Below are 26,072 nucleotides of genomic sequence, written 5' to 3'. Positions count from 1 at the left end.
ACGGCACCATCGTGGCAAGCTACCTGCATTGCGACTTTCCCTCCAGCCCAAGCGCCACCGCCACGCTATTGGGGTCATGCCAAGATACAGCCCGTTCGCTATCATAAGCTTTGCGGTTATATTGAAAGAAAAGGACTACCTCATTTCGATATAAGCAAGGATTCGCTGACCACCCCCAATTGGCCCACCACCAAGTCGCTAGGGAGCGGAGAACGCCGCCCCGATTTGGCGTGCCCGTTTCACCTCGTCGCCGTGCAGATAGATTGAGGTCGTCGAGATGGACGCGTGCCGGAGATTGTCCCGGACCGTCGTCAATTCCGCGCCGCGCGCCAGCGCATGGGTCGCATGGGTGTGGCGCATCCAGTGTGGGCTGGCCTGTCGCAGCTTCTCGGCGGCCATCGGATGGTCGGCTTGGATCAGGTCCGCCGCTTGCCTGAAGAAGCGCCGCAACACGGCCCACAGGCGCGTGCCGGTGATGCCGCCGGCCGGGTCCTGGCCGAGGCTGCCGATCAACGGAGCACGCGGGTCCCAGCGTGCTCGCGTGGCTGGCAGGCCGCGCTCCAACAGATAACGGTCGAGCGCTGCGCGCGCCAACGGCGCGCAGCGCCACCTTGCCCGGCTTGGCGCCCTTGCCAACCAGATTGAGCCAGTGGTTGCCATGGGGATCAATTTCAATACGGCCAAGGGTCGCGCTGACGAGTTCGCTGGCGCGCAGGCCGGTCGCATAAGCGAAATCGAGCAGGAATCGCAGGCGCTGGGCCGCCGGCGCCTCCCACCCGTAGGACCACTCCAGTCCGTTGGCGAGCGTGCGCACCAGCAGCCATTCCCCTTCGGTGAACACGTGCGACGTATCCAGCGGCGCAGCCCGCGCGCTGCCGCGCACCTTGATGCCTGCAAACGGGTTGGCCAGCACGTACCGCTGCTGGATCAGCCAGCGGAACATTGCCCCGAGCACCGACAAGGCATAGGCCGTCGAGCGGGCCGACAGGCCCTGCGCAAACGGCCGCCACTCGGGCGAGGTGCGTGGCCGGGGCGGTCCCACCCAGCGCTTGTGGGGTGTCGGCCGGCGCAGGAACGTGCGATAGGCAATCGCGTCCTCGGTGGTCAGCGACGACAGCGGAGGCTCGCGCTCGACGATCGCCCACAGGATCAGCCGCTCCGCTTCCTTGCGATAGGCCCGCTGGGTGGCCGGTGACTCATGCAACGCCAGCCAGGCCTGGACGGCCTCGTAGTCGTTGTCGGCATTGAGGGTGCAGGTTTGCCGCGGGGCGCGGAAGGTCCCGGACGAGCCGTCGACTTCGTTGGGCAGGCGCAGGTGCTCCCAGGGCACGATCACCCCGCGGTCCGCCGCGGCGATCAGCGCGCGGGCGCGCTCGGTGAGCGCAGGATGCTCGGCGAAGAAGGCTTCGATGCGCCGGGCGCTCGCTGGGCCCAGGCCAGGCACCGCCGTCCACCAGCGACGCCGGCGCGGAATACTCACGGTCAGGTCCGCCAGCGTCTCAATGCCGTGGGCGCGCAGCGCCGCCACGGCACGAGGCGGCAGCCACTCGCCGATGTCGTCGCCGACCTGCGGCTGCGGCGAGGGCAAGCGGCGCAGCCAGTCGACCGCCTGGTGGATGGCCTTCGCCCGCCCGACTCGCTCAGCCGCGCCGTGTGCGAACAAGGCGGCCAGGTCATGGCGCTGCCGGCGGCACGCGAAATCGGCCAACTGTCGCCGGATATGGCCGAGGATGCCGCGCGCGGACTGGCCGCTGGCCTTGCGCTCGCCCAGGTAGCGCACCACTGCGTCGCGGGCGGACAGCCCTTCGTACCAGGCGCGTAGCGCGGCCAGCGATGCCGCATCGGGGAAGTCAGGCGGCGCGGGATGGGTCTGGGGGGTGGCTGACAGCATTTTCATGTCTGCCAGTTTAGTGCACCGATGCAGCTATTGCGATAAGGTTAGTTATCTCAATAGCCACCTTTAGCACGAATCGAGGGATACGCTCTTACTCGCTGCTGGCGTTCAGCGCTTTCATGACGTCGTCGGTGATGTCGATGCGCGGATTCACGTAGACCGCTTCCTGTACGACCAGGTCGTAACCGCGCTGCTCGGCCAGTTGGCGAATCACCCGGTTGGCGCGCTTCGCCAGCCGGGCCAGCTCCTCGTCGTGTCGCTGCTGCAGGTCCTCACGGAATGCCTGCTGCTTGCGCTGGAGCTCGCGGTCCAGCTCGGCCACTTCGTGCTGGCGGCGCTGCCGCTCGGCATCAACTAGCGCCCCGGCGTCCTTGTCGAGTTGGGCGGCCAGGGCTCGGATCTTCCTGGCCATGTCCTGCAGTTCACGGTCGCGCTTGTCAAACTCCTGCGCAAGCTTGTTTTGAGCCCGCTTGGCGGGCTGCGAGTCGCGCAGGATCCGTTCGGAATTCACAGCGGCGATGCGCACTGGTTGCGCCTGCGCCGCCGCTGTCGCGCACAGCGCGACAGCGGCCAACCCGGCGGCGGTCAGGGATTTGAGCAGGGGGGTTGACGTCTTCATGAACCGGAGCCTCTGTCAGCACGCCGTGGCAATCTGGAACCGCAAGCCTTGTCCTCGCCTATGGGAGCGCATCTCTGTTCCCCATGGGAATTTTGTTTCGCCCAAAGTCAACTCGCCGGTAGAAAAGTCAGCCTGGACGCCCGCCTGCTAGGATCTTCCAAATCGCCCTTGTAGTACTTTCCATGCAAATGTGTCGGTCGCTGGCCCGCGAGGCCCTATCTGACAACGTCTATACGGGATCTCCCAAGAAGGCCAGATGGCTACAACCGGCTGATTTGAATGAGAAATTCCGACCATGCCGCCAGATTTTAACGGAAAGATCACCCCGTTTTTTTCTTGCGCAGCTGCGCAGCATCGATGCGTGACGTGCTGGGCACGCACAAAAAGAAGCCGCCAGGTTTTGGCGGCTTGTCGGGAGTGCGTTGGAAGGGTCAATTAACTTCGACGCATGTCTGATCTTAAGTCAATCGAATAGGTGATGTCACGCATCGAAAGGGCGTTCCCCTCCAGCGTGGGGTATGAGCCTGGAGAGCCACCGGCCTGCATATCGGCATGACCGTCGCCTACGTCGCCGACGACGATCTCACCCAGCCGCTGCGCCAGGTCCGTGGCTGCATGATTTGCCATTTTTGCCCTTATCCGAGAATTACGCCGTGAACTTAGCCCAAATCTTGAATGACATCAATCACACGCTTCCCGATCTCCAGTCCGGCCTGCTCAGCGGCCTCGCGCGTTAAATAACTGGCGAAATCGGCTTCCGGCCCGCACTCCCAATCGGTGTGGTCCGCGTTGCGTCCGATTGCCACGATGTAGCGCCACATCTGCTCGGGCGCCCCAACGTCGTCTGAGACTTGAACTTTGAAGGCGGTCGCGTGGACGTACATCCCCCGGTACTCCTCCACAATCCATCGCAATAGCTGCCCCATAGCTCACTCGGCGCAGGACCGCAGCATGATAACGGGCACTCCCTATTTCTTAGTGGCGTGATTGTGCCACTGGAGCGTCAACACTTGAACTAGGCTCAGTGAGGGTTCTCCAGCCGATCGACGTAATCCTGAGCCCACAGAATCGCATGCCCCTGTGCGTCCTCGTTTCTCTCGTAGAGCCCGAGCACCTCCGACTCCACGATGACGTGGCGATCTTTGGTCACGCGCCCCAGGGATGCAAATTCCCCGCTGCCTGCGGGTTTTGCGAATCCCTCGATAATGTATCCTCGATACTTCTCGATAGACATGGTTGGTCTCGTTCCAATCGACACCCGAGCGCGGGCCGTCGCTCATTGAACGGGCCCCGCAACAGCCTAGCACGCAGCGCAAGACACCTGCTTGGCAACCTTTCCTCGTTGGGCCTGGCGAACCAACGCTCGCCTCGCCAGCGAGCCGCGCCTCGGCCCAGCCAGTTTATGATTCTGTAATCCAGCGCCTTGACAGCAGCGCTTCCCCGTTACCGGCGAGGACACCTCGTTGCGTGGTGAGAGTGCTCCGCGCGAAGACCAGCAGCAAGCGCGCCTCCGATCAGCGCATGCACCGACATAGATGGCTCGGCCCTAGCCAACGGGCGTCGATGCGGATAACCGGTCCTTGAACAGCTGAAAACAATGGTCCGCCACCGGCTGGACCAGGGCACGTTTATCGTGCCGCCTGCGTGCGCGACGCTACTCCCTTCCGGCGCTGCTGGACTCAAGGTGGGCAAATGCTGTGTTCAAGCGCGACCTGTCGCAAGAATACCTTCCTAATACCCTTCGGCGGCCAGTTTTTCAAAAATCCTGGTGATCTTCCCCTCCAGCGTTGCCGCGGTAAACGGCTTGACCACATAACCATTGGCCCCCGCCTTTGCCGCCGCGATGATGTTCTCTTTCCTCGCCTCAGCTGTCACCATCAGCACCGGCAGCTTGGCCAGCGTCGGGTCACTGCGGATAGTCTGCAGCATAGTGAGGCCGTCCATATTGGGCATATTCCAATCTGAAATAACAAATTGGAATCGACCATCCCGAAGCTTCTCCAAGCCGATCGCGCCGTCCTCGGCTTCCTCGATATTCGAAAAGCCGAGCTCATTGAGCAGACTGCGGATGATCCGACGCATGGTAGGGAAGTCGTCGACCACTAAGATCTTGAGGCTTGTGTCCACGGTAATGACTCCAAAACAGCTGTGGATGCACTAATCCTAGTGCCTGTTACTCCACTAATTATGCAGGCTTGCGGCCGAACCTCGCTAGGCGCGCCAAAAAGCAATCTGACGCCCATGCCCTGACGCTCTACTGCGGTACCATTCCATGCATCCCGTCGTGAAGGCGACGTCGGCGCGTGGAACGGTACCGAGAGTTAGCCTGTCAAGCCAGCACGCCGCGCTTCCCAAGATGCGATCCACGCTTCCACTTCCCCGGCAGGCATCGGCCGACCAATGAAATAGCCCTGAGCCAGATTGCAGCCGCTCGCCCTCAGAAATTGCCAGTCCTGGACGTCCTCGACGCCTTCCGCCACGGTATGGATCCCCAATTCACGTGCCATCCCCAGCGTGGCCTCAAGAATCGTGCGTAGCGGTGGTTCCCTCCATGCTCCGTGGACGAAGCTCCCATCCAGCTTCATCTCATCGAAAGGGATATCCCGCAGCTGTGCCAGAGATGAATACCCAGTGCCAAAATCGTCGATGGAAAGCGAGATGCGCTTGAGCCGCAAACGCGTCAGCACATCCAATGACAGCATCGGTTCGGCCATTACCCGCGACTCCGTGATTTCTAGCACCAGGCGGGAAAGGGAGACCCCCGATTGGTCGGCTGTGTGTTCAATGAAGTCCGGGAGGTCCAGTGCAGTCAGGTTGTCCATGGATAGATTGACTGCTACCGACAACGGTATGCCTGCGTCTTGCCACAACCGTGCCTGACGTAACGCGCTTGTCAAGACCGAACGTGTTAGTTCGGCGATGAACCCGCCCTCTTCCGCCAACTCGATGAACTGCCCTGCGGCCACCAAGCCCGCACTGGAATGCTGCCAGCGCGCCAGCGCTTCCATACCCACCAGCGCCGCTGTTTGCAACGATACTTTGGGTTGGTAATAGTTGATGATCTCCCCGGTATCAATCGCGCGTCGCAGCTCTCCCGCTTGAAAGCGGCAACGCTGAGCAGTCGGACCGGTTTGAGCGGAGGCAAGTGGCTTGCCCAGCAGTTGCTCCTTCAGTTGGCTTGCCGAAGCGGGCTTGCGCAAGGCCCCGACGACATGCAGCCCTCGGATCCTGGCAAGCTTCTGGGCGCTCTGTATGACACGGGGATCCTCTCCGCTCACCAGCAGCAATCCCCCCGCATAGCCGGCTGCCACCAGATGCCGGACGAATTCAACGCCGTCCATATCCGGCATCTGCAAGTCGCTGAAAATTAAACCGATCGACCGCGATTCCTTCTCCAGCAGAGCCAGGGCCTCCGGCGCGCGCTCGAACGCGACAATGTCCCGAAAGCCCAGTTGCGTCAATTGACGAGTCAATAAATTGAGGACGAACGGATCGTCATCGACCACCAGCACTTTCATTCGTTCTATGTCGTTTTCCATGTTTATTAGGTCGATCCGCACAAATTTCTCTGCCCATGGATCGCGTCAACGCGCTGCCGTGCAGCCCAACCCCGACGGATTCCAAAGCGAGATCAGGACTTGCCGCTTTCAACGCCGAGCTTGCTCAGGGAGCTATTAATCTTGGCGATCAGACTGATCTTGTCGAATGGCTTGACCGCAAAATCCGTGGCGCCAGCCTTCAGACACTCGATCACCACGCTTCGTTCGCTGTTTCCCGTGATCATGATCACCGGCACATCGGTCATGTAGGGCAAGCGGCGCAGCCTCCGCGTCACTTCAATGCCGCTGATATCCGGGAGCTCGATGTCCATCAGCACTAGGTCGGGCCGATACTGGCGCAGGCCGGCCGTCGCCTCCAGCCCAGTGGTAGCAAATACCAGTCTGAAGCCTGCACCGCGCAAGAGCTCGCGCAACAGGTCGTGCTGAAACTCATCGTCTTCCACCACTAGCACTAGCGGCTGGAACTTCTCTGCAAGCTCTCTCAGTGCGTGAGCGGATTCGATCCGCGGCCCCGCTTGCAGCGAGAGACTGCCAAGCCATTCCCGAATATCCTCCATGGTGTGTCTGATGGACGCCAAGTGGTTACCGATTGCCTCGGCCTTCAACTGCTCGATAGTGCGCTGGAAATCCGACGCATCACCGGTAACCATGGTTCTCGTGCTCGGCATTGCGCGAACCTTGTGCAAAAAACCATCGAGCTCCCTCGCGATGGCTTGCTCGGCTAGGCTGAGCGAACGGGTCGCGAGGTCGATACGTTCTCTGCTCTCGGCAGCCTGGTCGTCAAGCTGGACATCGTAACTGGCGAGTTGCTTGGCGCAGGCGACTAGCTGCCCGGCTGACACCGTGTCTGGCGGCGGCTGGCGCGTTTGTCGCAGGGCGTGATGCACAGCCATGCGTAGCCGCGGCGCGTCATTTGTGGCTGGCCAGAATAGGACGTAGTCATCAAAATGCGCATTCTTGCATAGTTCATAGACCTTCCACAGCTCGCTGCCAGTGCATAAGACGAGCGTGCGATGTGGCACGGTGGGCGCAACCGAGCTCAAACGGAAGAGGTCTCGATAATACTGTTCCGCATCCTCCAGCTTGTCGAAAGCGAGGACAAGTACCTCAGGCCGGTGCTCCTCGAAGTCGCTGACGGCGAACTCGGGCTTGGTTGAGACACGGATGTTGTCGAACTCTTCACTCAGCAGGGCAGCAACCAGCTCCGCATCAGCGACCGCGGGTGTCACCACCAGGATGGGTGGATTGCCCTTCATGATGCCCGCCTCGCGATTGGCACCCGCAACGCACGGCGGGTTCTGTATGGCAGTCTGCCATGCAGTTTGGCAACTATAAAATCCATGATTTCTCCTACTTTCTGACTTATGGGTATCTCAAATGCATGGGAAAGGTCGCGGCGAGACGGTGGCGCGTTCATGATTCCTGGCCCAACCAAGTATCGATGGCGGCTTCGACGAGTGGCACTTCAGTCTCTACCTGTGACATGCAGTGATCGATCTCTTCATAATTCTCTGCTTTCCCGGCGCTCTCCAGCTTCGCGCACAGGTCGCCCAGCGCCAGAGCTCCAACTGACCGAGAGGAGGACTTCAGCTTGTGGGCGATCAAGCTGACCTGGCGGGCGTTGCCGTTACTCGCATGCAGGCGTAGATCCTTAGTCTGCCCTCTCAACGCGATCAGATAATCAGAGAGCAAGCCATTGACGATGTCGCGGTCGTCGCCAACGAGGTCGGTCAACACCGACAGCTTTAGCTGCGATGCATAGCTGTTGCACGATGCTTGTTCTGCTTTTGGCGGCACTGGCGTAGGCGCTTCAACGCTACACAGGGACCGCTCCAGGGCTTCCCTCAGCAAATTCAGGTGCAAGGGCTTGGTCAGATATCCATCGAAGCCTACCGCCTTGGCCCGTGTCATCTCATCCTGAAGTGCGTTCGCCGTCAGCGCCAAGATAGGGATGCGCGAGCCAAGGTCCTCCTCCTGCCGGACAGCAGTGGCCAATTCATAGCCGTCCATCTCGGGCATATTGAGGTCGGTCAGAATCAGGCTGAATCGACAACTCCGCCACAGCAGCAAAGCTTCTTTGCCATCCTTGGCCAGCTCGGCTGCATATCCCAGCAGGCCAAGTTGACGCAGAATGACCTGCTGGTTGATGGCATCGTCTTCGGCGACAAGGATCAAGCCGGACTTTGGCGGTTCCAAGTCATCCCCTTCCTCGGGGCCGGCAGGGGGTCTATCTTGGCGACTGCTATCGCCGCACGTCTTCTGGCAGGAGGCCAGACCGGCCGCCGTTGCCACGGCCTCCTGAAGTGACGAATAGCCCAGCATCTCAATTCCCAAAAAAACTACATTAGCATCTTCAGCACGGGAAATTCGCTCTTTTGTTCGCGCGATCACCACGCGTCCAACATCTCGATGGACATCCTCATCCTCGAGATAGCCATTTTTATGACATTCGTCATTCATGCCATCATCGATGAGTACTAATATTGAATCACGCGTTCTTTCATTACTTAGCGAGCCAGGAGACGCTTGCACAATCCTTACGCTCGCGCCCGCGTCAATGAGATAGGTGCCAAGATCTTCAGCGGAAAATAGACGGCTCTCGACCAGAATACAATCGATGCCAGGTAATGCCGGATCACACGGCGGGGCGGGTTGTTCTGCCATCTCGAATGGCAACGTCGCGCTGAACACTGAGCCCTCACCCGGCTGGCTGGAGACCGATATGTCACCCTCCAGCAGCTCGACGAGGCGATGACAGATGGCAAGGCCCAAGCCGGTCCCTCCGAATCGCCTCGTTGTTGAGACTTCACCTTGTGTAAATGGCGTGAATAGATTGGTCAGCGTGTCCTGGGACATGCCGATACCGTTATCGGAGATGGTGAAACGAACTTGTATAGCGGCCCTGTTACTACCGACCGTCTCTGCCCGAATTTCGACGCGTCCGGCTTGGTCGGATCTACCACCGGAGAACTTGATTGCATTACCGACCAAATTATAAAGCAGTTGCCGGAGGCGAGTGCCGTCCGACAAGACTTCATCAGGAATCCCTGGCGAGACAAAATTGGTTAATCGCACTCCCGCCTTTCCAGCAACCGGCATCAACGATCCGCATAAACTCTCGACTATATGACGGATCGATATGGGGGTTCGCTCAATCTCCATCTTGCCGGCCTCGATCTTCGAAAAATCGAGGATGTCATCGATGATTCTCAAGAGCGAGTCGGCCGACTCTCGGATTGTTCGGATAATATTCGACTGATCGTGGGACAGCTGCGATTGAGCCAGCACTTCAACCATGCCGATGACCCCATTCATTGGGGTGCGGATTTCGTGGCTCATCGTCGCGAGGAAGGCACTCTTGGCCCTTGAAGCCGACTCGGCATCAGACTTGGCTCGCTCCAGCTGTTGGCGCACCCTACGGCTAGCCGTAATGTCGCGCGCGGTAGCATAGATGAGGCCGTCTGGGGCCCGCACGGCTTTCCAGGCAAGCCAACGAACTGTGCCATTCTTGCATAGATAGCGATTTTCGAAGTGCTCGGTAGGATTTCCGGCCAGGTGCCGCTCGATCTCGCGGCGCGTCGCTGCGAGATCATCGGGATGAATGAATTCCGTAAAGGGTCGGTCTAAGAGTTCCTGTGTTGTCCAGCCAAGCACCTGCTGGAATGCCGGATTGACGCGCTTGAAATAGCCGTCCATCCCTGCAATGCAGAGCAGATCGAGCGATAGTTCGAAGAATCGGTCGCGCTGCGCCTCCGCATTCTTTCGCGCGCTAATGTCCTGAAGAAGCACGAGCGCCGCAGGTTCCTCATCCCAGTCGTATGGGGCGGCAGCCACTTCGCATTGCAGTATTGATCCATCGAGTCTCAGCCATATTTCCTCGGCTGTCGGCACGGCTATCCTCGCTTCTTGGAGCTGCTGCATGCGGTCTCGGACGAGCCACTGGCTATCCGAGTGGACAAAGCCGAGCACCTCCCGTTCCAGCAAGGAAGCTTGCGATGGCGCTCCGAGCGTTTCCACCGCTTTTGGATTGGCATAGCAGATCCGCCCCGCCCGTTGGACGAAGACCGCGTATGGTAAGAGCTCGATAAGCTGGCGGTATCGCGTTTCGCTCAGCTCCAACGCGCGAGCATTGGCGCGCTCGCGGCTCACGTCGCGTAACACAAGTACGGCACCCCGGACATCGCCATCCTCGGCGCGGATCGGCGCAGCGCTGATCATGACATCCCGAAGCATGTTGTTATTGGCGGCCGACAGTCTTTGACCGTCCCAGTGCAGATCGACACCCGTACCGAGTACTTCCTGTGCCGGGTCCATTACCTCCCGCTGGGGGTCTGGACCGACGATTCGAAGTACTTCACCAAGGGGGCGAGCTAGCGCCTCCTGCTTCGGCCAGCCAGTTAGCTGCTCGGCCATCGGATTCATCCGCTTGATACGTCCCTGCTCATCGGTGGAGATGACAGCATCGTTGATGGCATGAAGCGTAATGTCGAGGTCACGTTCGCTCTCGCGAACGCGCGTCTGCAGCGTGATATCGCGAATCAACACCACCCTACCACCGCCTCGGCGGGATTCAAGACGAACCTCGTACACAAGCGCAGTGGGACTCTTGACCCGGAAATTCAGGCATTCACGTTCACCCGTGGGGCTGTTCAGGGCAGTTCCCAAGGTCCCCTGCTTGGCAAGGCGGTCGGCGCTAAGGTCGCTACGAAAGAAGGCCGCCGCTATATCGTCTGGCGTCGCATTCCAGATTGCTTCCTTAGAGACCGCAAGCAGTTTCAGGAAATGCGGGTTAAGCCCGTCCAACTTGCCCTCGGGGGATAGACCGAAGGCGACATCGGGGATGGCTTGAAACAGCGCGTCTATGCGTTCTGCTTTCTTCGCCTCGCGCTCTCTCGCCGCGCGCTCCTGATTACCCGATACGACGACACGCCTCAATAGCGTTACTTGGCGAGCACTTGCGAAGAGAATAAGCGCGGTCATCATGAGACCGGCGATCAAAAGAAAATCGCGGCGCGCTCGGAACGAGGCTAAATACTCAAATCTGGAAAATCCGACGACAACAAAAAGTGGATAATCCCGTAGCTTTTTATAACTGGTGATGCGATCAATACCATCGATAAAGCTCTTCGATTGATAGGATCCAGATTGTGCGTTCTTGAGCGCCTGACGCAGAGCACTATGCTCCGGCGCGATTGTACCGACTGTATCCTTGGGGCCGGCGCGTCGAGCACGTATGACATAGTCATTCGCACCAAGGACCGCGACCAGCCCGTGATTGCCGAGCCGAAGGTCATCGTATAATTGTGTTAGATACGCCGGGTCCATCGATATAACGACCACGCCAGTAAATTCGCCCTTGTCATTCTCAACACGGCGCGATAGTTGAATCGATGGCTTACCGCTGGCTCGGCCAAATACAGGTTTGCCAATAAATAGTCCACGGCTGCCATTTTCGAGATGGACGCGAAAATGCTCACGGTCAGAGAGATCGACCGGTTTGAAGTCCGGCACCGTGGATGACCGTAGGATGCCGTCTCGGTCAATGACGGCTATCTGCAGGAAGACGTCTAGTTTGACTCGATTAGATTTAACATACGCATCCATGGGAAGCTGCACCCCATGTTTTTCAACCTGCCATGCAACCAGATTGGCCAGTTGTTCTGCCTCGCGCATCAGTCGCGTGGTATGTGCATCGAGCACGTCAATCAGTGCCTCTGTCTGGCGCTGTGCTGTGCGAATCTCGGAGTCGGCATCCCAGCCAATAGCGCTTCCAAGCGCGAGCCAAAGCGCTATGACAAGTGCCATTCCTGGCAAGTAATATCGGCGCTTTGCTATTTGGGCGACTCGTGTCTCGGATATGGGAGAACTGATCATCTTGTTTCTGCGGCCATGTTGGCCAACATGGCTCTTGTGCTTTGAGTGATTTGCTCAAGCCGGCTCTATCGCTCGCCAGGGCGCTCGCCTTCCTGGTGATCGCGGCGTGCTTGCGTATCTAAAGTTTCTCGTCGGGTGCCGGTCTAGGTCTTGCCCTGCTTGCGGGGTGGATCGAGACTGCCGCCGGGATAATGTTAGCGGGCGCTGGTTAGTCAGCGCCGATAGCGCTGACTAAGGCACCGAGCACCGCTCTGCCAAAGACGACAAGTTCAACTGATTGATAGAACGCGCCCATGCGTCGCCGAGTCAAGCGGGCCCGCTACGCATTGCCGCCCGCATGACCGCGCATGACCGCGTGACTGGCTGCTACTGGCATGATGGAATCTCGTCAGAAAAGCGTGCGCCCGGCCCCTTCGCGGTCCCGCGCCCGCCAATGTGGTATCGCACTAGCGTCTGCTTGGGGCATCGGCGTCGACTGCTATGGATCGCTGACGAGGTTGAGGACGGTGCGCTGCGAGAGCTTCCTGGTCTTGCCTGCGCGCGACGGGGGGCGGCACATGCTGCATGCAAAATTCGCCTGCGGCTCATATGCATGCGTCACGAACTGCCCACTGCAACGGGGGCAGGTGGAAAGCTGCAGCATATTGCGCTCGATAAACCGTACTAACGTCCAGGCACGGGTGAAACTTAAGACAATCTCGCCGCCGAGCAGCGATACTTGCTCGAGATAGAGCCGATAGCTGGCCACCAAAGTACGGATGCCGCTCGCCCCGCCCTGCTGCACCATGAACTGGTAAGCGGAGAAGAACAGAGACGAATGGATATTTGGCAGCCAAGTGGTGAACCAGTCGGTCGAGAATGGCAGCATGCCCTTGGGCGGCGAGATCCCGCGCAACTCTTTGTAAAGCCGGATCAGGCGATCGCGCGAGAGCGTGGTCTCGGCTTCCAACACCTGCAAGCGCGCGCCCAGCCCGATCAACTCAATGGCAAGCTGGGTCTGCTTGGCATCCTGTAGCACGCTCTTGCGGCCGGTCACCGGAGTGGCCGCAAGGCTCCGGGCCGGGGCAGCTTGCAGCAGCGCACTCAATTGAAGGACTCCACCGGCTGGCGGGCCAGCAAGATGGCAGCGTGCATCTGCTGCATATCATGGCTCTTCGGGTTGTGGGTGAGCGTCGACAGCAAGGCATGGTCCTCGAACCGGAACCGGCACAAGACCATATTGGATGCCGCCAGCTTGACCAATTGCGCAGGCGTGAGCTTGGCAAGGATGTCAGCGATATCCTTGCCAACACCCCGCCGGTACATGGCTTCTAACTGGTTCCCGCGCACCAGCTGTTGCGCGAGCAGCAGATAAGCGAGGTTAACTTCCCTGATCTCATCCAGAAATCTGCTAGCTTCTTCCATCTTCTTCTCTTCTTCCCTACTGGCTCTACAAGGAGGGGCGGATGCACCACAAACGCGTCGCCCGACCCTTAACATTAAGTAACATTGGTAACGAGATGTAACGATCAGGAGTGCGTTATAGCATCGGTTCTTCCCTTTGCCAAACGATCTGCGCGAGAAAATGGGAATGTTACACATCCAAGACAATGGGTGCAGGGCCAGGCACTGCCCGATGCAACTTCCACCCCATCAATAATGGAATGTCGTCGGCCGACACCTCGCAGACGACCGCGTTATGGCGATTGACGCAGTCGGCTCACGCATAGCCCGATTTCGAACATTTCGGCAAATTGCAGCGCTGGTAAGGGGCGACCGAATAGATAGCCTTGCCCCTCTTCACACCCAAGGTGGTGCAGGGTGTCACGTTGCTCTTCGGTTTCGACCCCCTCGGCAATCGTCTCCAGGCCGAAACTCCGTGCCATATCGAGCAGCGCGCGGACGATGGCAGCGTCCCGATCTGACTCATGTATGTGTTGCACGAAGGAACGGTCGATCTTGATCCGGGTAAGTGGGAAGCGTTTGAGCAGGCTGAGCGATGCATAGCCGGTTCCGAAATCGTCGAAGGCAATCGCCACGCCGTGGTCCCGCAAGCGCTGAAGCATTTCCACGGCTCGGTCGTCGCCCTCGAGCACGATGTTTTCGGTGATCTCAAGCTCGAGCGCCTGCGGCGGCAGGCCATGCCGCTCCAGGGCCGAGACGACCTGTGAATCCAGGTCCTCCGCACGAAGCTGCGCGCCGCACAGGTTGACGCCGATACGGAAATCTTTTGCGCCACTTCTGCGCCATAGCGCTGCCTGCGCACAGGCTTCATCAAGAATCCACGATCCAGCACTCACGGCGAGCGCCCCCTCTTCCAACGCGGGCAGGAAAGCCGCAGGAGACAAAAGACCATGCTGCGGATGCAGCCAGCGGATCAGTGCCTCAGCACCGGTGAGGGAGCCGTCGGCCAGGCGAACCTGCGGTTGATAGAAGAGCACGAATTCGCCGTCGCTGACTGCCCGATGCAACTCCATGCTGTAGAGCCGCCGCGCGACCGCTTCATGCCGTAACGCGGTGGCGAAGACGAACGACTGGCCATGGCCGATGCTCTTTGCCTTGAACAGAGCCAGGTCCGCATTGGCGATCAGTTCCAGCGCTTCCCGTGCATGGAGCGGCGCCATGGCCACGCCGCAACTGACCGATAGCCGCACCTCATGTCCATCAATGGCAATCGGCTCGGCCATGTTGGCAATCACCGCATGAGCGACATCCTTCGCCTGCCCGACACTGTCGCATTCCGGTAGCAGGATAGCAAACTCGTCCCCGCTGATCCGCGCGACCGTATCGTTCGGTCTCGCGGTTTTCTCCAAGCGGCGAGCCACCTCGCGGAGAATGCCATCGCCTACCGCGTGGCCAAGCGTGGCGTTGACGTCCTTGAACCCATCGAGGTCGACCATGACTACTGCGGCCGGCAAGGCGAGCGTGAGCGTCTCTTCCACACACCGATAGAAGCACGCGCGGTTGGCGAGTCGGGTGAGCATGTCGATGTTCGCTAGCCGTTGCAACGCCTGTTCCTCACGCCGCAGCGCTGTTAGATCCTGCAGACGGGCGTTGCATATCAGCTTCGCGTTCGTGCGCAGGCAAGTCAGGGACAACCCGAGAAGGAATCCCGTTCCGTCTTTGCGCAAGCCGTGCAGTTGCGCGAGCATGGACGGTTCGTTGACCGAACTGACCTCCGCGCGCGAGATCAGTTGGTGCAATGCCGCCCTCTCTCGCTCGGGGAATAGGCTGTCAAAGGCTCGGCCGGGGCCCTCGCTCGGCTCATATCCAAACAGGGCAGCAGCAGCGTCGTTCCAGGCGACGACACCCCGTCGTTCATCGAACTGCACGAATGCGGTGGGCTGGTCTTCAGCCAATGCCTCCGAGGAACGCCGCCGTACCGCCTGCGCGGCAATTTCGACGCGGCGCAACTCCAGCCTGTCCCCTGCCATTTTGGCCAGCTCGCGCAGACGCTCGCAGTCTTCCTCTGAGAAATCGCGGTGCGGCTGCCCATCAATCACGCAGAGCGCTCCTACGGCATGGCCATCCGGCGACATCAGGGGAACGCCGGCGTAGAAGCGCAGCTTGGTCGGCCCCGTGACCAATGGGTTGTCGTAAAAGCGTTCGTCGAGCGTGGCATCCGGCACCACCATGACTTCATTCCGGGTGATTGCATGCGCACAGAACGAAACGTCGCGGCTCATGTCAACTTGCGCACCCTCAAGACCAGTGCTTGCCGCAAAGAAGACATGATCGCTGCCGATCATATTCACCGCTGCGACAGGCATCTTGAAGACACGTGCGGCAATTTTGACCACTGGGTCCAGGCTGGGCAACGGTCTATCGCTTTCGAGTCCATACCCGGACAGCGCCTCTAGTCGTTCTGCCTCGGTCGCCAATACTGGGGGACACTTCATAAGAGTTCTCCAGAGTTCCGCTCGCCGCAGTAAGATTGAACTGCCTCAGTCAATTGGGGCGGCCGTGCAATATATGTCCCAAACTATGTCCAAAATGATGCCCCCGATTCCGGGTATGAGAATAAATGAAAGATTAGACTAATGTAACGGCCAGCGGTACCCACGACGCGGAGGGTGTTCCAATGGTATGGAGCGTCCGCAGGACTTTCCGCCCATGCGGTTGGCGAGCTTGCCAAGGCAGATTGCTGAACGTCTGACCTGCGGCACCCTGCTCGCGCCCGACGTCCTGCTGAAAGGCGTCGATGAGGCCGGGCCGGTAGTCGTCGCGCGCAAGCTGGGGTGGGATGGCGCGTGAACCTAGCTGGAGGACCCGTTCCTCTTGCTGGCGGGCGAGGTGAAACGGCCGCGCACCGGCGACGAGGGAACGGGGTTGCGGCTGGTGGCCAAGGCCACGAAAGCGGTGGAGCGCCCGGCATGACGATCGCCTTGGCCTCCACCGGAAGCTTGCCCTGCCCCGGCGGCGGGCACGTGCGATCGCTTCGACAGCCAGCTGCTCATGCATGCGGACGCAGTGTGGAACTCGAAGTCAGGCCATCAAGGGTCTGATGACAAGTATTCCAGACTAACATCTCTTGTTTCTGTTATCTCATTCTGCGATGTGTAAAAGGACCAGACATGCTCTGCATCACTATCGAAGCAGGGCCAGCCTTTCAGCAAATATCGCCGCCCGCTCGTCGTAACGCCAGTTTTCGTACTAGCATTGAACGAAAGAATCGCAGTTGTCACACGGCCATCATGCGTTTCCACGCAATATCCGACGAAATGGCGATCACCTCGATTTGTCTCATACACCCGCCAGCGTTCGAGCGTAAGAAGTGGTTGCGCATCAACTGCTGCAACGGGCCCAATATGCGGAGGTGTTCTAGCCATCCTGCCGGAATCTATGTTTAGGTAAACGACGTGGGGCGCCACGAACTAAGCGGCGTTCTCATTAGATATTATATGCGCAGCTTTCAACACAAATATTTTACATCCTGCGGCTAATATTCACGTTCGCGTTTGGTCGCGCAATTTGACTTGCCGGCGTCAGCTGGGTAATTCACCGTCGCTTTCATGAAAAATCGTGACAATATTTAGTATCTGATGTGCGCGTTTCGCTCCTTTTTTCATAGCTATCTGCACTACGGCTTTCGAGTAGGCTGTCTGCTTCGGCCAAGCGTCTTGTAGCCCCAGTATAAAGTACAAGAAGGTAACCTCGCGCCCAATTTCTCGCGCGCAATCTGGCGCATAAGACACATATAGTGACCACGCCTGCGCCAGCCACTCCGGCGTGAATGGAAGGTCCGGAAAGACCTCTCTGAAGCGAGTTGCGTGGTTCTTTTCAAATTTCGGATTCGCGTCCGCCATCCGTTCGTATAACCACGCAAAATCCAGGAAATTCAACGTATTGAAACCAAAAACGAGTCGATCAACATCGCTGACTCGCATTTTCATAATAAAATTCTTCCTTGACATTGATTTCGCCTTTCATGCTGTTTCTACGTCTCCTGACGGATAACGCAAAAAACAAAATTCCTCCCACGTGAAATGATTAACGATGCGATTGCAATATGAAGACTAACAGGGTGGAATCCAGGAAAAATGTCGGAAGCATCTATCCACCTCCGTTTCGAATACGTGATTGGTATAGTTGCTGAGCGTCGTGATTGCAATGGCTAGAATGATGTCCAAGACATTTTTCTCACTATAGCCAGCATCGAGAAATGCTTTTAGTTCGATTGCGCTCGGTCGCCCTCGATGGGCGAACATTGCATGTGTGAATCCCACCAGCGCGCGAAGCCTTGCGTCCAATAGGCTCCGCCCATCACGAATTGCATTTACAACTTCTGGGGACCCGTTGATGACTGTAGCGGCGATGCCGCTATGCATCGCCACTGAGTAGGAGCTGCCGTTGGCAACGGATAGCGCCAGAAGTATCACCTCTTGTTCCAGTGGCGTCAGGGAACACTCCTGGCGGAATTGGGTGTAGCTGTAAAGGTATGCATCAAACAACCCCGGTGCGTTGGCCATCGCCGCATACATATTGGGAATACTGCCGATCTCGTCTCTAACACTGTCGAGAATGTCCCTGGCATTGGGGCTTGCTGTATCCACGGTCACAAGAGGCAAGGAGAGACGGGCGCATAGAGTCATCGGGTCACCTGGTGCACAAGTAGGTATTGCTGATTCTGGTCGAGGCGGTCCAAAAAGGCGCAAAAAATTATGCTGCAATGCGCATAAGATTATCAATCACAGGGGACAATTGACGCTCTGTGTAACCTGCTTTTGCCAGCACCCGCAGTCCGGCAATGCCGGCAATTAGCGTCATCGCCCAGATTGCAGGGTCTATATTTCTTTTAAATTGCCCAGATCGCTGGCCGGAAATTAATAGAAATTCAAACGCAGCCTTGATGGATTGGAATCCGGTTCGGACCAACCGACGCACCTCGGGGTCATGCAAGCCAAATTCTATGGAAGTATTTACGAGAAGACATCCACGGCCGCCATCATTGTCTTTTACGATATGCAACAGGATCCCTCGAAGTTGTTCCTGCAATCTTGGTGCCTCGGAAGCGTTTCGAATGGCAAGAGCTTTTGCATTTGCATAAATCTCGATGGCTTCCAGAAACAGCTGCCGTTTTGACCCGAAGGTGTTATAAAGGGAAGACTTTGACACGCCCATCTCCCCTGCGAGGACGTTCGCAGGCAAGGCTTCGTAGCCATAGCGCCAGAAGGCGTCTACAGCACGCGCCATAACCTCATCTCGATCGAATTCGATGGATCGTGCCATTGCTGCTCAGAGTCTGCCAAGGGGCAGTCTCAATGATAATATTGATTGAACAATCAAAGACTGCTCCTTGTCTACGCAAGGATGCCTCGACGCCATCGTGGCTCCGCAAGCCCGGACGCCGCTCGCAATAGCGCCCAGGAGGTGCGTCCAGCGCGGAGGGCAGACGAACATGCCACTCGCCTTTTTTACTCCTGCACGCAGCCAACGCTCGCTTGTCGATGGTCATGGCAACCATGCCGACCCTGAAATAGACCGGGCGGGTGGCGGTACTCCTACGGTGTCCCATCCGAAGGGCCCGACGAGGAAAGAAAGCGGTCCGCAAAAGCCGCTGCTGGTAACGGCGGGCTACACAGGTACCCCTGCCAAAGGTCACACCCGAGTTTCCTCAGGAAGAGTCGCTGGGCTTCGGTTTCTACCCCTTCGGCTAGTACGCGCAGACCCAACCCCCTTGCCATCGCGACAATGGTGGCCACGAGTTGCATATCTCCGGTTTCGTCCGGTATATACCGGATAAAGCTGCGATCAATTTTCAACTTGTCAACAGGGAAGCGCCTTAGATAGGCTAGCGAAGAGTAGCCTGTGCCAAAATCGTCAAGGGCCAACTTGATGCCCAGCGATTTCAGACTGCGCAGAAACTCCACCGCCTGGCTGCCGCGCGACATCAGCCCAGATTCTGTGACTTCAAGCTCCAATCGTTCTGGCGGGAAACCTGTCTCTGCAAGTATGTCCCGCAACTGCTCTTGGACATGACCGCTACGAATCTCCGCAGCGGACAAGTTGACGGCAAGCACCTCGATTGCTTTGCCCTCATCAAGCCATTGTCGGCCTTGACGGCAGACCTCGCGTTGGACCCACGCGCCGAGCGGCAAGATTAAACCGGTGTCCTCCAGCAGGGGAATAAACTCGGACGGGCCGACGTCGCTTCCGCCGTCCCGCGGCAGGCGAACCAGGGCCTCGGCCCCGATCACCTTGCCATCTTCCAAGTTGACCAACGGCTGGTAGTGTAGTTCGAACAGCCCCTGCCGTAGCGCTCGCCGCAAGCGCGCCTCTAGGGCCAGTCTTGAGTTGGCTGCAGAGGTGAAGCCGGGGACATAGGTACGCCAGGTAGCACGACCTGAGCGTTTCGCTTCGTGCATGGCGGATTCCGCGTTCCGGATCAACTCCGCAGCATGACTCCCATGCGCTGGGTTGACCGCAACGCCGATGCTAACCTGCACGAACAACTCGCCGACCGTTGGCAAGCAGAATGGCGCAGAAAAAACCTCAATGAGTTGACGGACGAACTCATCCGCCCCACTGACGACTTCGATGTCATGGAGAACCACCACAAACTCGTCTCCGCTTTGCCGGCCGAGGATGTCGTGAGATCTCATCTGAGCCTGCAGACGTTGTGCGACAGCAACTAACAATTCATCACCTACCGCGTGACCGAGTCCATCATTGATGGTTTGGAAATGGTCAATATCGATGAATAGTACTGCCAGGCGACGTCCGCCTTGCTGCGCGACGGCAAGCGATTGCTCTAAGCGCGCACGAATCAAGAGACGATTCGGCAGATCTGTCAATGGGTCGAAATGAGTCAGGGCGTCCAGCCGATTCTCAGCCTGCTTCAAACGTGTCAAGTCGGTTAATACGGTGACATAATGCTCAGCCTTCCCGTTGTCGCCTGTGACGGTGCTGATAGACAGGAAGTGTGGCAGTACCTTGCCGCTCTTGCTTTGATTCCAAATTTCCCCTTGCCAGCAGCCCTCGCGCGCGAGCGTATCGTGCATCTCCCGATAAAATTCGACCGGGTGCATGCCCGAGCGCAGAAGACTGAGGGGATGGCCTACTACTTCGACCTCGTCATAGCCAGTTAGACTGCTGAACGCGCGGTTGGCGGAAACGATACGGGTATCCAGATCCGTGATGATGATGCCGTCTCGCGAGCTTTCTAAGGCTGCTGCCAGCAGGTGAATCCGGGCGGCCTGTGCAGCATGCTTGGCGACAATATTGAGGCGAGTCAGCGCAAGGGAGATGTCGCCGCCGATCTCTCGCAGCAGATCCATTTCCTCGCTACGTTTGAGATCAAGCACGTCGCTGGCGAGATGGAGCACTCCGATCAGCTCATTATCGCACCGCAATGGAATCCCGGCGCAGGCGCTCATGCCACCCGTCAAGTCTCCGACCGCCCAATTCGGAGCGATGTCACCATCCCGAAAGCCGGTGATATAAACGACTTCCCCGCGGCTCCAGGCATCGATCGGATCGCCGTTGCGGAGATCGACCGAATCAGGGACGGTGGCCTTAGTGTCTGCCTTGCGCGTTGTTATGCCGACAATATCGATCGCTTCGATCCAGGCCCGGCGAAACCCGCCGAATCGCAACGCAGCATCGCACACACGCTCAAACAGTATCTCCCGCGTGCTCGCGTGCATGCTTGCCTGGTTCACGTGACTTAGGAAGCCGTATAGGCGAGACAGTTCACGCACACGCTGTTCGGCGCCGTGCCGCTCGGTGACGTCCCAAGCCAGCCAGATCACGCTGTCGGTATTACCAATCGGAGCAACGCGGGCATCGAACCAGCGTTCGCTTCCATCGATTGTCAACCGGTATTCGTATGCCGTAGTGCGTCGGCTCGAGAGTGTTCCCCTGACGACACTGAGGCAGCCGTCAGCGGCGTCTGCCGGCAAGATATCCGTGACCCTGCGTTGCAGGATGGCCGTGGCTGGCTGAAGAAGTAGCTCGGTGTCGCTGCCAAATACTCCAAGATACCGCCCCTCAGCATCGAGTAGAAATGATACGCCGGGCATCGCCGAGACAAAGGCGCGTAGATGTGACTCCCTCTTGGAGAGCTCTTCCAGAGCACAGGCATGACGTCGCTCGGTTCGCGCGAGTAACGCAAACAGGACCAGTGTCAACAGGCCGACAAGCGCGATATTCAATGCATCGAGCCGATGCAATGTGCTACGCCGGGCAGCGATCTCTCGAAGCAGGATGCTCTCCACTTCTGACGCCGCTTGCTCGACCGCTCTGTAATGCATCCGCAATTCGAGCTGCGTAGTACTACGTGGATTAGCGAGCCTCTGACGAATAGCACCAGCCATCGTCTCGAGCTTGTCACCATAAGCGATCGCGGCCGCGTCGATGCGGACGGTGGAGCCCTGCGTGACGGCGAAATCAGCAAGTTTCCCGTCGCCTTTCACAAGGCCATGGCCGGCCTCACGCGCACGAGCGAGACTTGCAATCAGCAGACCTCGGGTCGAGGAGGGATCGCCATTTAGGATACGCTCCAGGTGCAACTCGGCCGCAGTGGCCGCGCGGCGGCTCTCAGATAGACGGTCGAGGGCAATCAAGCCTTCACGCAATGTCTGATCGGAACGGTAATTTGACCAGGTCATCAGCGCCATCGTTATGCAGGCGAACAACGTGAGCGCAACCAAAAGTGGCGCAGTACCCGGAAACTGGTTCGGATGCCTGGTCATTATCCCGAGATGCCCGGTGCAACTGCAATATTGTCGTCGAGAAGGCCGAACCGTCGCATCAGTTCCAGATGCGCGGGGCTACCCAAGAAGTCCGCCAATGCATTGTCGATAGCATCGCGCAGTCGCTTATCTTCCAGACGCATGGCAAATGCCGGCAGGCCTGCGAAATTCCCGTCGCGCGTGGTATCCGGCACGACGAGTTCGAATATGCCAGCCTCTGCTCTTGTGACCAAAAAATGCAGCGATACGAAAGAGAGCATAAAAACATCTGCTAGGCCTGTTCTAACTGCGCCCGCCGCTGCAGCCGCGTCCGGAAAGGCTTGAATTTTCGCTTCCGACAGCGCTGCTTTATGTGCCAACTGCTGCTCGACGGAGCCGTCGATAACGGCCAACTTTACGGTCGGCTGCGCTGCTATGTGGCTTAGCGAACGAAGATGAAGTGGATTCCCATAACGAACCAACAAACCTGGCTGAATTGTTGCCGTTGGGCGAGTGAAGAGCACGCGCTGCGCGCGCGCAGGCGTGACGAACATGCCGGCGGCGATGATGTCAATGCGACCGCTTTCGAGTTCGTGAATGAGACTAGCGAGATCCGCCTGCAGCCAGACCACATTCTCCCTGCCGAGGGAGCGCAAAGCATGACGCAAGACCTCCGGCGCCTCGCCGGTAACTCTGCCATCTGCTTCGACCATCGCGAATGGTTCTTCGATGGCGTACCCTACTCGCAACGCTTGGCCACGTTGATAGCGGGCCAGCGTGTCCTCATGGTTCATGTCGAGCACGAATATTGCCAGCGAAACACTGACTAGGCCCACCAGCGTGGCCGCCAAGAGGTAAGGCCGTCGCAACAGCTTAATCAAATGTATGCCTGCCGAGTAGAAGGTCATTTGCACATCCTCGACAACCAGAATCGGAGGAGTTTCGGATCATTAGCTACGTGTTTTATTCGCAAGATGGTCCAGCGCCGGACAATAGGAGTCAGGAGCTGCATTGGAACATTGATTCAGAAGACCATGCAACTCGGCTTTCATTGTCTGAAATTCGGAAAGCTTGGCTTCGATCATCGCTAGACGCCTTGCGATCACGCCACAGATTGTCTGACAAGAGGAATCCCGCCCAACAAGAATCCCGACGTCTGCAAGGGAAAGCCCACAAGTCTGGGCGCGACGAATTAAACGTAGTTGCCGGAGGTGTGCGTCCTCATAACGGCGCTGTCCGCCAAGTGGCTTATTTGGCACATCCAGTAAGCCCAAGGATTGATAGTAGCGGACCGTCTCAACGCCGACACCCGCTTGCTGCGCCAATTGACCAATCGTGTAACCCACCTGCTTGACTCTGTAGTTCCCTACGGAGTTAAAGTCCTTCCGCGCAGAGGGCAGGGACCCTTAGTCCGGAGCTTCAACGATGAACCCAGTAGGATAGATTTAATTTTTATAGACTGTAACAAAGCATTAAAAAAATCGCAAGTCATTGAAGATATAACATCACTCCTGATTTTTGCGCCCCGCGTTCGGGGTTATAGCATTGCCGTAAATTTCTTGCAAAAGACCGCAGTGGAGATTAATTATGCCGAAGCATTTTTAATTTACTGGGCCCGAGAGAGCGTTTATAACCTGATTTTTGGCTGCCCAGTAAATAATTTAGTTACCAAGCGCCTTACCCCGTTTTGGCGCTTCCCGCATACACTCCCGATGCGGGATTTTTTTCGAAGTGTGGATTGAAACGGCAGTCGTCCATCTAAAAATATGGACGAGTTTTTTACGCTAGTTGCCAGAAATTCACAGGACAGTAACTGGCGGAAAAACTGCGACAAGCTCAACGAATCGCTAGCGCAGCCTTGTCGATAGCGGGACAGGCAGTGGCATTGCGGGCCCACTGCTCAGAACGCAGTTGACGGGTTTTGGCCACTTCGGTGAATTCGTGCCAGGCGGCGAATCTTGCCGCGAGGTGTGTGCGATAGAGCTAAGCACGCAGCAGACGTCGTTTCAGCGCTCAGTGTTGCCCGATCGGAAGCGCGCAGCGTTATAATGGAGACATTCAAGAACTAACCAGCGTCAAAGACGTAAACAGGGAAAACCGCCTGTACTCGAGTGGAGCAGCACGTATTGTCCGTTCGCGGGAGCGCAGTACGTTAGCGGCCCCAGCGGGCCGGTCGCGCGCTGAGGGAGGCCGGATTGCACTTTTACCTGGCCGTCACGTCCCTCCTCAAACGCGCCCTACGGTCGCAGTGGCTGATGCTGGAAGCCCTCGTCCACGATTACAAGCGCGAGAGTCAATGCCTTCTATGAGACACGTGAGCGTCTCCCTCCGGATGCAGCGGCTGGCGTATTTCGTCAATCCGATCACGGCAGGTCTAGCCGAGTCTCTCGGCGGCCGCCCGCCTACCGAGAGGCGCCGCGTGTCGAAGCTGGAGACGGAGCGGAGGCGCGCCTTTCCGCGTGGGCGCCTTCCACGACGAGCCGGCACCGGTGTGTGCTCGTCGACAAAGGAGAAACAGGATTAATAGCACAGATTACCGCCTTTTGCAGTAGTCCATTGCACCGAATAAGGCCTTATTTCGACATAGGCATCCAAGAGTCCGGGTTCTATGATTCCAGGCTTGGACGCCGAAATCGGCAAGGCAAACATCAAATGAACTCCCTCGCTACCGTTGCCCTCGTAGTTGGACTCAGCTTCATGCTATGCGTGCTGACCATGGTCTCAGCGCGCCGCCGACGTAGACGCGACCTCATTCAACGCCAAATTTCGCACCTGGATCGAGTGCTCGCCACGCGCCTGCGAAGCTAAACACCTCCAAGAATAGTTTTCAAATCCGTGGCGCCGGAATTCTATAAAGTGCTCTTGGTGAACGTCGTGCTGCTCGGGCCGTCCGGCGTAGGCAAGACACATCTGGCGACGCTGGCCTATCGGGCCACGCAGGCTGGCATCAAAAGCCGCTTCCTGACGGCGGCCGACCTGATGATGCAACTGGCGACTGCCCGGCAGCAAGGGCGGCCGCGCGAATACTTCAATCGGGCGGTGATGGGTCCCAGGTTGCTGGTGGTCGACGAGATCGGCTGGCGGCAAGTGCGCGCTCGGTGTTCCGCCTGACCATCGACGTCAGACCATCCTCGCCGCGGTTTCCTCCAGGCGTGTCAGCGCAACACCCGTCGGCTCGATCCGATTTGATTTACAAGTCCTTCCGGTCATACCCCACTCTGGAGGGGGGTGCCCTCTCGATGCGTGACATCTCGTATTCAATTGCTTTAAGATCAGATATGCGTATGGGTTAATTCACTCCCCACAGCGCGACTCCCGCAAGCCGCCAAGACCTGGCGGCTTCTTTTTGCGATGCTCCGATGTCAATTGGCGCGCGTCAAATCGCCTAGGATCGGTCGCGATGACGGGTCACCCACAACACGAAGGGCCATGATATGCAGCAGATGCACGCTGCCACCCCGCTGGCCCGCCTGCCGGTGCTGGGGGCATCATCCTTTCGTGGCAACCAGAGGCCGCTGCCTTGTCGCCACGCGCGCTGCTCTTTTAGCATTGGCGATGGTGATCGGCTTTGCCGGTTATGGCGTGAGCCTGGCGCTGTTCGTGATCGCCCTTCGCCATCTTGGTACGGCCAGGACAGGGGCCTATTTTTCAGTGGCCCCCTGTTTGGCGTGGTGATCTCCTTCCTGCTGTGGCCTGAGGTGCCAAATTTCCTGTTCTGGCTCGCGGCGGTGCTCATGGCGCTAGGCGTATGTCTGCATCTCCGGGAACGGCACGAGCACGACCATACCCATGAGCCGATGGAACACACGCATGCTCATCGCCATGATGAGCATCATCAGCATGAGCATGATTTTCCGTGGAACGGGAAGGAACCACATGTGCACGCACACCGGCATGCTCCGATCGTCCACAAGCATCCTCACTACCCGGATATTCATCACAAGGCATCCGCACTGAACCGCTTCGTAACGACA

The 26,072-nt window shown here is 58.2% G+C and carries 17 protein-coding genes and 3 pseudogenes; 3 read left to right on the top strand and 17 right to left on the bottom strand.

The window, feature by feature from the left end; translation table 11 throughout:
* Positions 1-198 precede the first annotated feature (198 nt).
* From AC3WRR_RS30125 to AC3WRR_RS30075, 11 genes and pseudogenes are all read right to left on the bottom strand, one after another.
* Positions 199-1,891, bottom strand: a pseudogene (locus AC3WRR_RS30125) (site-specific integrase).
* 94 nt (positions 1,892-1,985) lie between these two features.
* Entirely contained in the window at positions 1,986-2,513 is a 528-nt protein-coding gene (locus AC3WRR_RS30120) for an OmpH/Skp family outer membrane protein (protein WP_492298901.1), read from the bottom strand.
* Positions 2,514-3,172: 659 nt separating this feature from the next.
* Positions 3,173-3,397, bottom strand: a complete 225-nt coding sequence (locus tag AC3WRR_RS30115; RefSeq protein ID WP_144062254.1) for a hypothetical protein — start codon at positions 3,395-3,397, stop codon at positions 3,173-3,175.
* A 137-nt stretch (positions 3,398-3,534) separates the two neighbouring features.
* The gene (locus AC3WRR_RS30110) at positions 3,535-3,747 is read right to left on the bottom strand and encodes a hypothetical protein (RefSeq protein ID WP_010811947.1); all 213 of its coding nucleotides are present in this window, start codon (positions 3,745-3,747) and stop codon (positions 3,535-3,537) included.
* Between the two features lie 497 nt (positions 3,748-4,244).
* Positions 4,245-4,640, bottom strand: coding sequence for a chemotaxis response regulator CheY (gene cheY / locus AC3WRR_RS30105; RefSeq protein ID WP_010811946.1), 396 nt, complete (start codon positions 4,638-4,640; stop codon positions 4,245-4,247).
* Positions 4,641-4,834: 194 nt separating this feature from the next.
* Positions 4,835-6,052 carry an EAL domain-containing response regulator gene (locus AC3WRR_RS30100; RefSeq protein ID WP_492298898.1) on the bottom strand — a complete coding sequence of 406 codons (1,218 nt, stop codon included), beginning with the start codon at positions 6,050-6,052 and terminating at the stop codon, positions 4,835-4,837.
* 92 nt (positions 6,053-6,144) lie between these two features.
* Positions 6,145-7,329: a response regulator gene (locus AC3WRR_RS30095; RefSeq protein WP_010811944.1), complete on the bottom strand. Its 1,185-nt coding sequence runs from the start codon at positions 7,327-7,329 to the stop codon at positions 6,145-6,147.
* A 157-nt stretch (positions 7,330-7,486) separates the two neighbouring features.
* Positions 7,487-11,947, bottom strand: coding sequence for a PAS domain S-box protein (locus AC3WRR_RS30090; RefSeq protein ID WP_492298896.1), 4,461 nt, complete (start codon positions 11,945-11,947; stop codon positions 7,487-7,489).
* A gap of 478 nt (positions 11,948-12,425) precedes the next feature.
* Entirely contained in the window at positions 12,426-13,034 is a 609-nt protein-coding gene (flhC, locus tag AC3WRR_RS30085; protein WP_010811942.1) for a flagellar transcriptional regulator FlhC, read from the bottom strand.
* On the bottom strand, positions 13,031-13,351 hold the full coding sequence (gene flhD, locus AC3WRR_RS30080) for a flagellar transcriptional regulator FlhD (RefSeq protein WP_492298893.1): 321 nt from the start codon (positions 13,349-13,351) through the stop codon (positions 13,031-13,033). The genes flhC and flhD overlap by 4 nt, the downstream gene beginning before the upstream one ends.
* Positions 13,352-13,623: 272 nt before the next feature.
* Positions 13,624-15,744: a putative bifunctional diguanylate cyclase/phosphodiesterase gene (locus AC3WRR_RS30075; protein WP_492298891.1), complete on the bottom strand. Its 2,121-nt coding sequence runs from the start codon at positions 15,742-15,744 to the stop codon at positions 13,624-13,626.
* Positions 15,745-16,012: 268 nt separating this feature from the next.
* On the opposite strand from AC3WRR_RS30075, the gene AC3WRR_RS30070 reads away from it, so the two are divergent.
* A complete protein-coding gene (locus tag AC3WRR_RS30070; RefSeq protein WP_161940243.1) occupies positions 16,013-16,180 on the top strand; it encodes a hypothetical protein in 168 nt (55 codons plus the stop codon).
* Positions 16,181-16,911: 731 nt separating this feature from the next.
* Here the strand turns inward: AC3WRR_RS30070 and AC3WRR_RS30065 are convergent.
* From AC3WRR_RS30065 to AC3WRR_RS30040, 6 genes are all read right to left on the bottom strand, one after another.
* Positions 16,912-17,340 (bottom strand): hypothetical protein, encoded by a 429-nt coding sequence (locus tag AC3WRR_RS30065; protein WP_144062253.1) that lies wholly within the window; start codon positions 17,338-17,340, stop codon positions 16,912-16,914.
* 102 nt (positions 17,341-17,442) lie between these two features.
* Entirely contained in the window at positions 17,443-18,018 is a 576-nt protein-coding gene (locus AC3WRR_RS30060; RefSeq protein WP_010811939.1) for a carboxymuconolactone decarboxylase family protein, read from the bottom strand.
* Positions 18,019-18,085: 67 nt separating this feature from the next.
* On the bottom strand, positions 18,086-18,655 hold the full coding sequence (locus AC3WRR_RS30055; protein WP_081050394.1) for a TetR/AcrR family transcriptional regulator: 570 nt from the start codon (positions 18,653-18,655) through the stop codon (positions 18,086-18,088).
* Positions 18,656-18,927: 272 nt separating this feature from the next.
* Complete coding sequence (locus AC3WRR_RS30050; RefSeq protein ID WP_492298888.1) at positions 18,928-22,044, bottom strand: sensor domain-containing protein; 3,117 nt, start codon at positions 22,042-22,044, stop codon at positions 18,928-18,930.
* Between the two features lie 74 nt (positions 22,045-22,118).
* Complete coding sequence (locus AC3WRR_RS30045) at positions 22,119-23,006, bottom strand: transporter substrate-binding domain-containing protein (RefSeq protein WP_010811936.1); 888 nt, start codon at positions 23,004-23,006, stop codon at positions 22,119-22,121.
* Between the two features lie 42 nt (positions 23,007-23,048).
* Positions 23,049-23,444, bottom strand: a complete 396-nt coding sequence (locus tag AC3WRR_RS30040) for a MerR family transcriptional regulator (protein WP_010811935.1) — start codon at positions 23,442-23,444, stop codon at positions 23,049-23,051.
* Positions 23,445-24,966: 1,522 nt separating this feature from the next.
* On the opposite strand from AC3WRR_RS30040, the pseudogene AC3WRR_RS30035 reads away from it, so the two are divergent.
* A pseudogene (locus tag AC3WRR_RS30035) lies at positions 24,967-25,179 on the top strand (ATP-binding protein); the annotation flags it as partial.
* A 462-nt stretch (positions 25,180-25,641) separates the two neighbouring features.
* Positions 25,642-26,042, top strand: a pseudogene (locus AC3WRR_RS30030) (EamA family transporter); the annotation flags it as partial.
* Positions 26,043-26,072: the final 30 nt, after the last annotated feature.

The sequence above is a fragment of the Cupriavidus sp. FW305-3-2-15-C-LB2 genome, from assembly GCF_058787575.1.
This window is presented reverse-complemented; position numbering and strand designations above follow the sequence as displayed.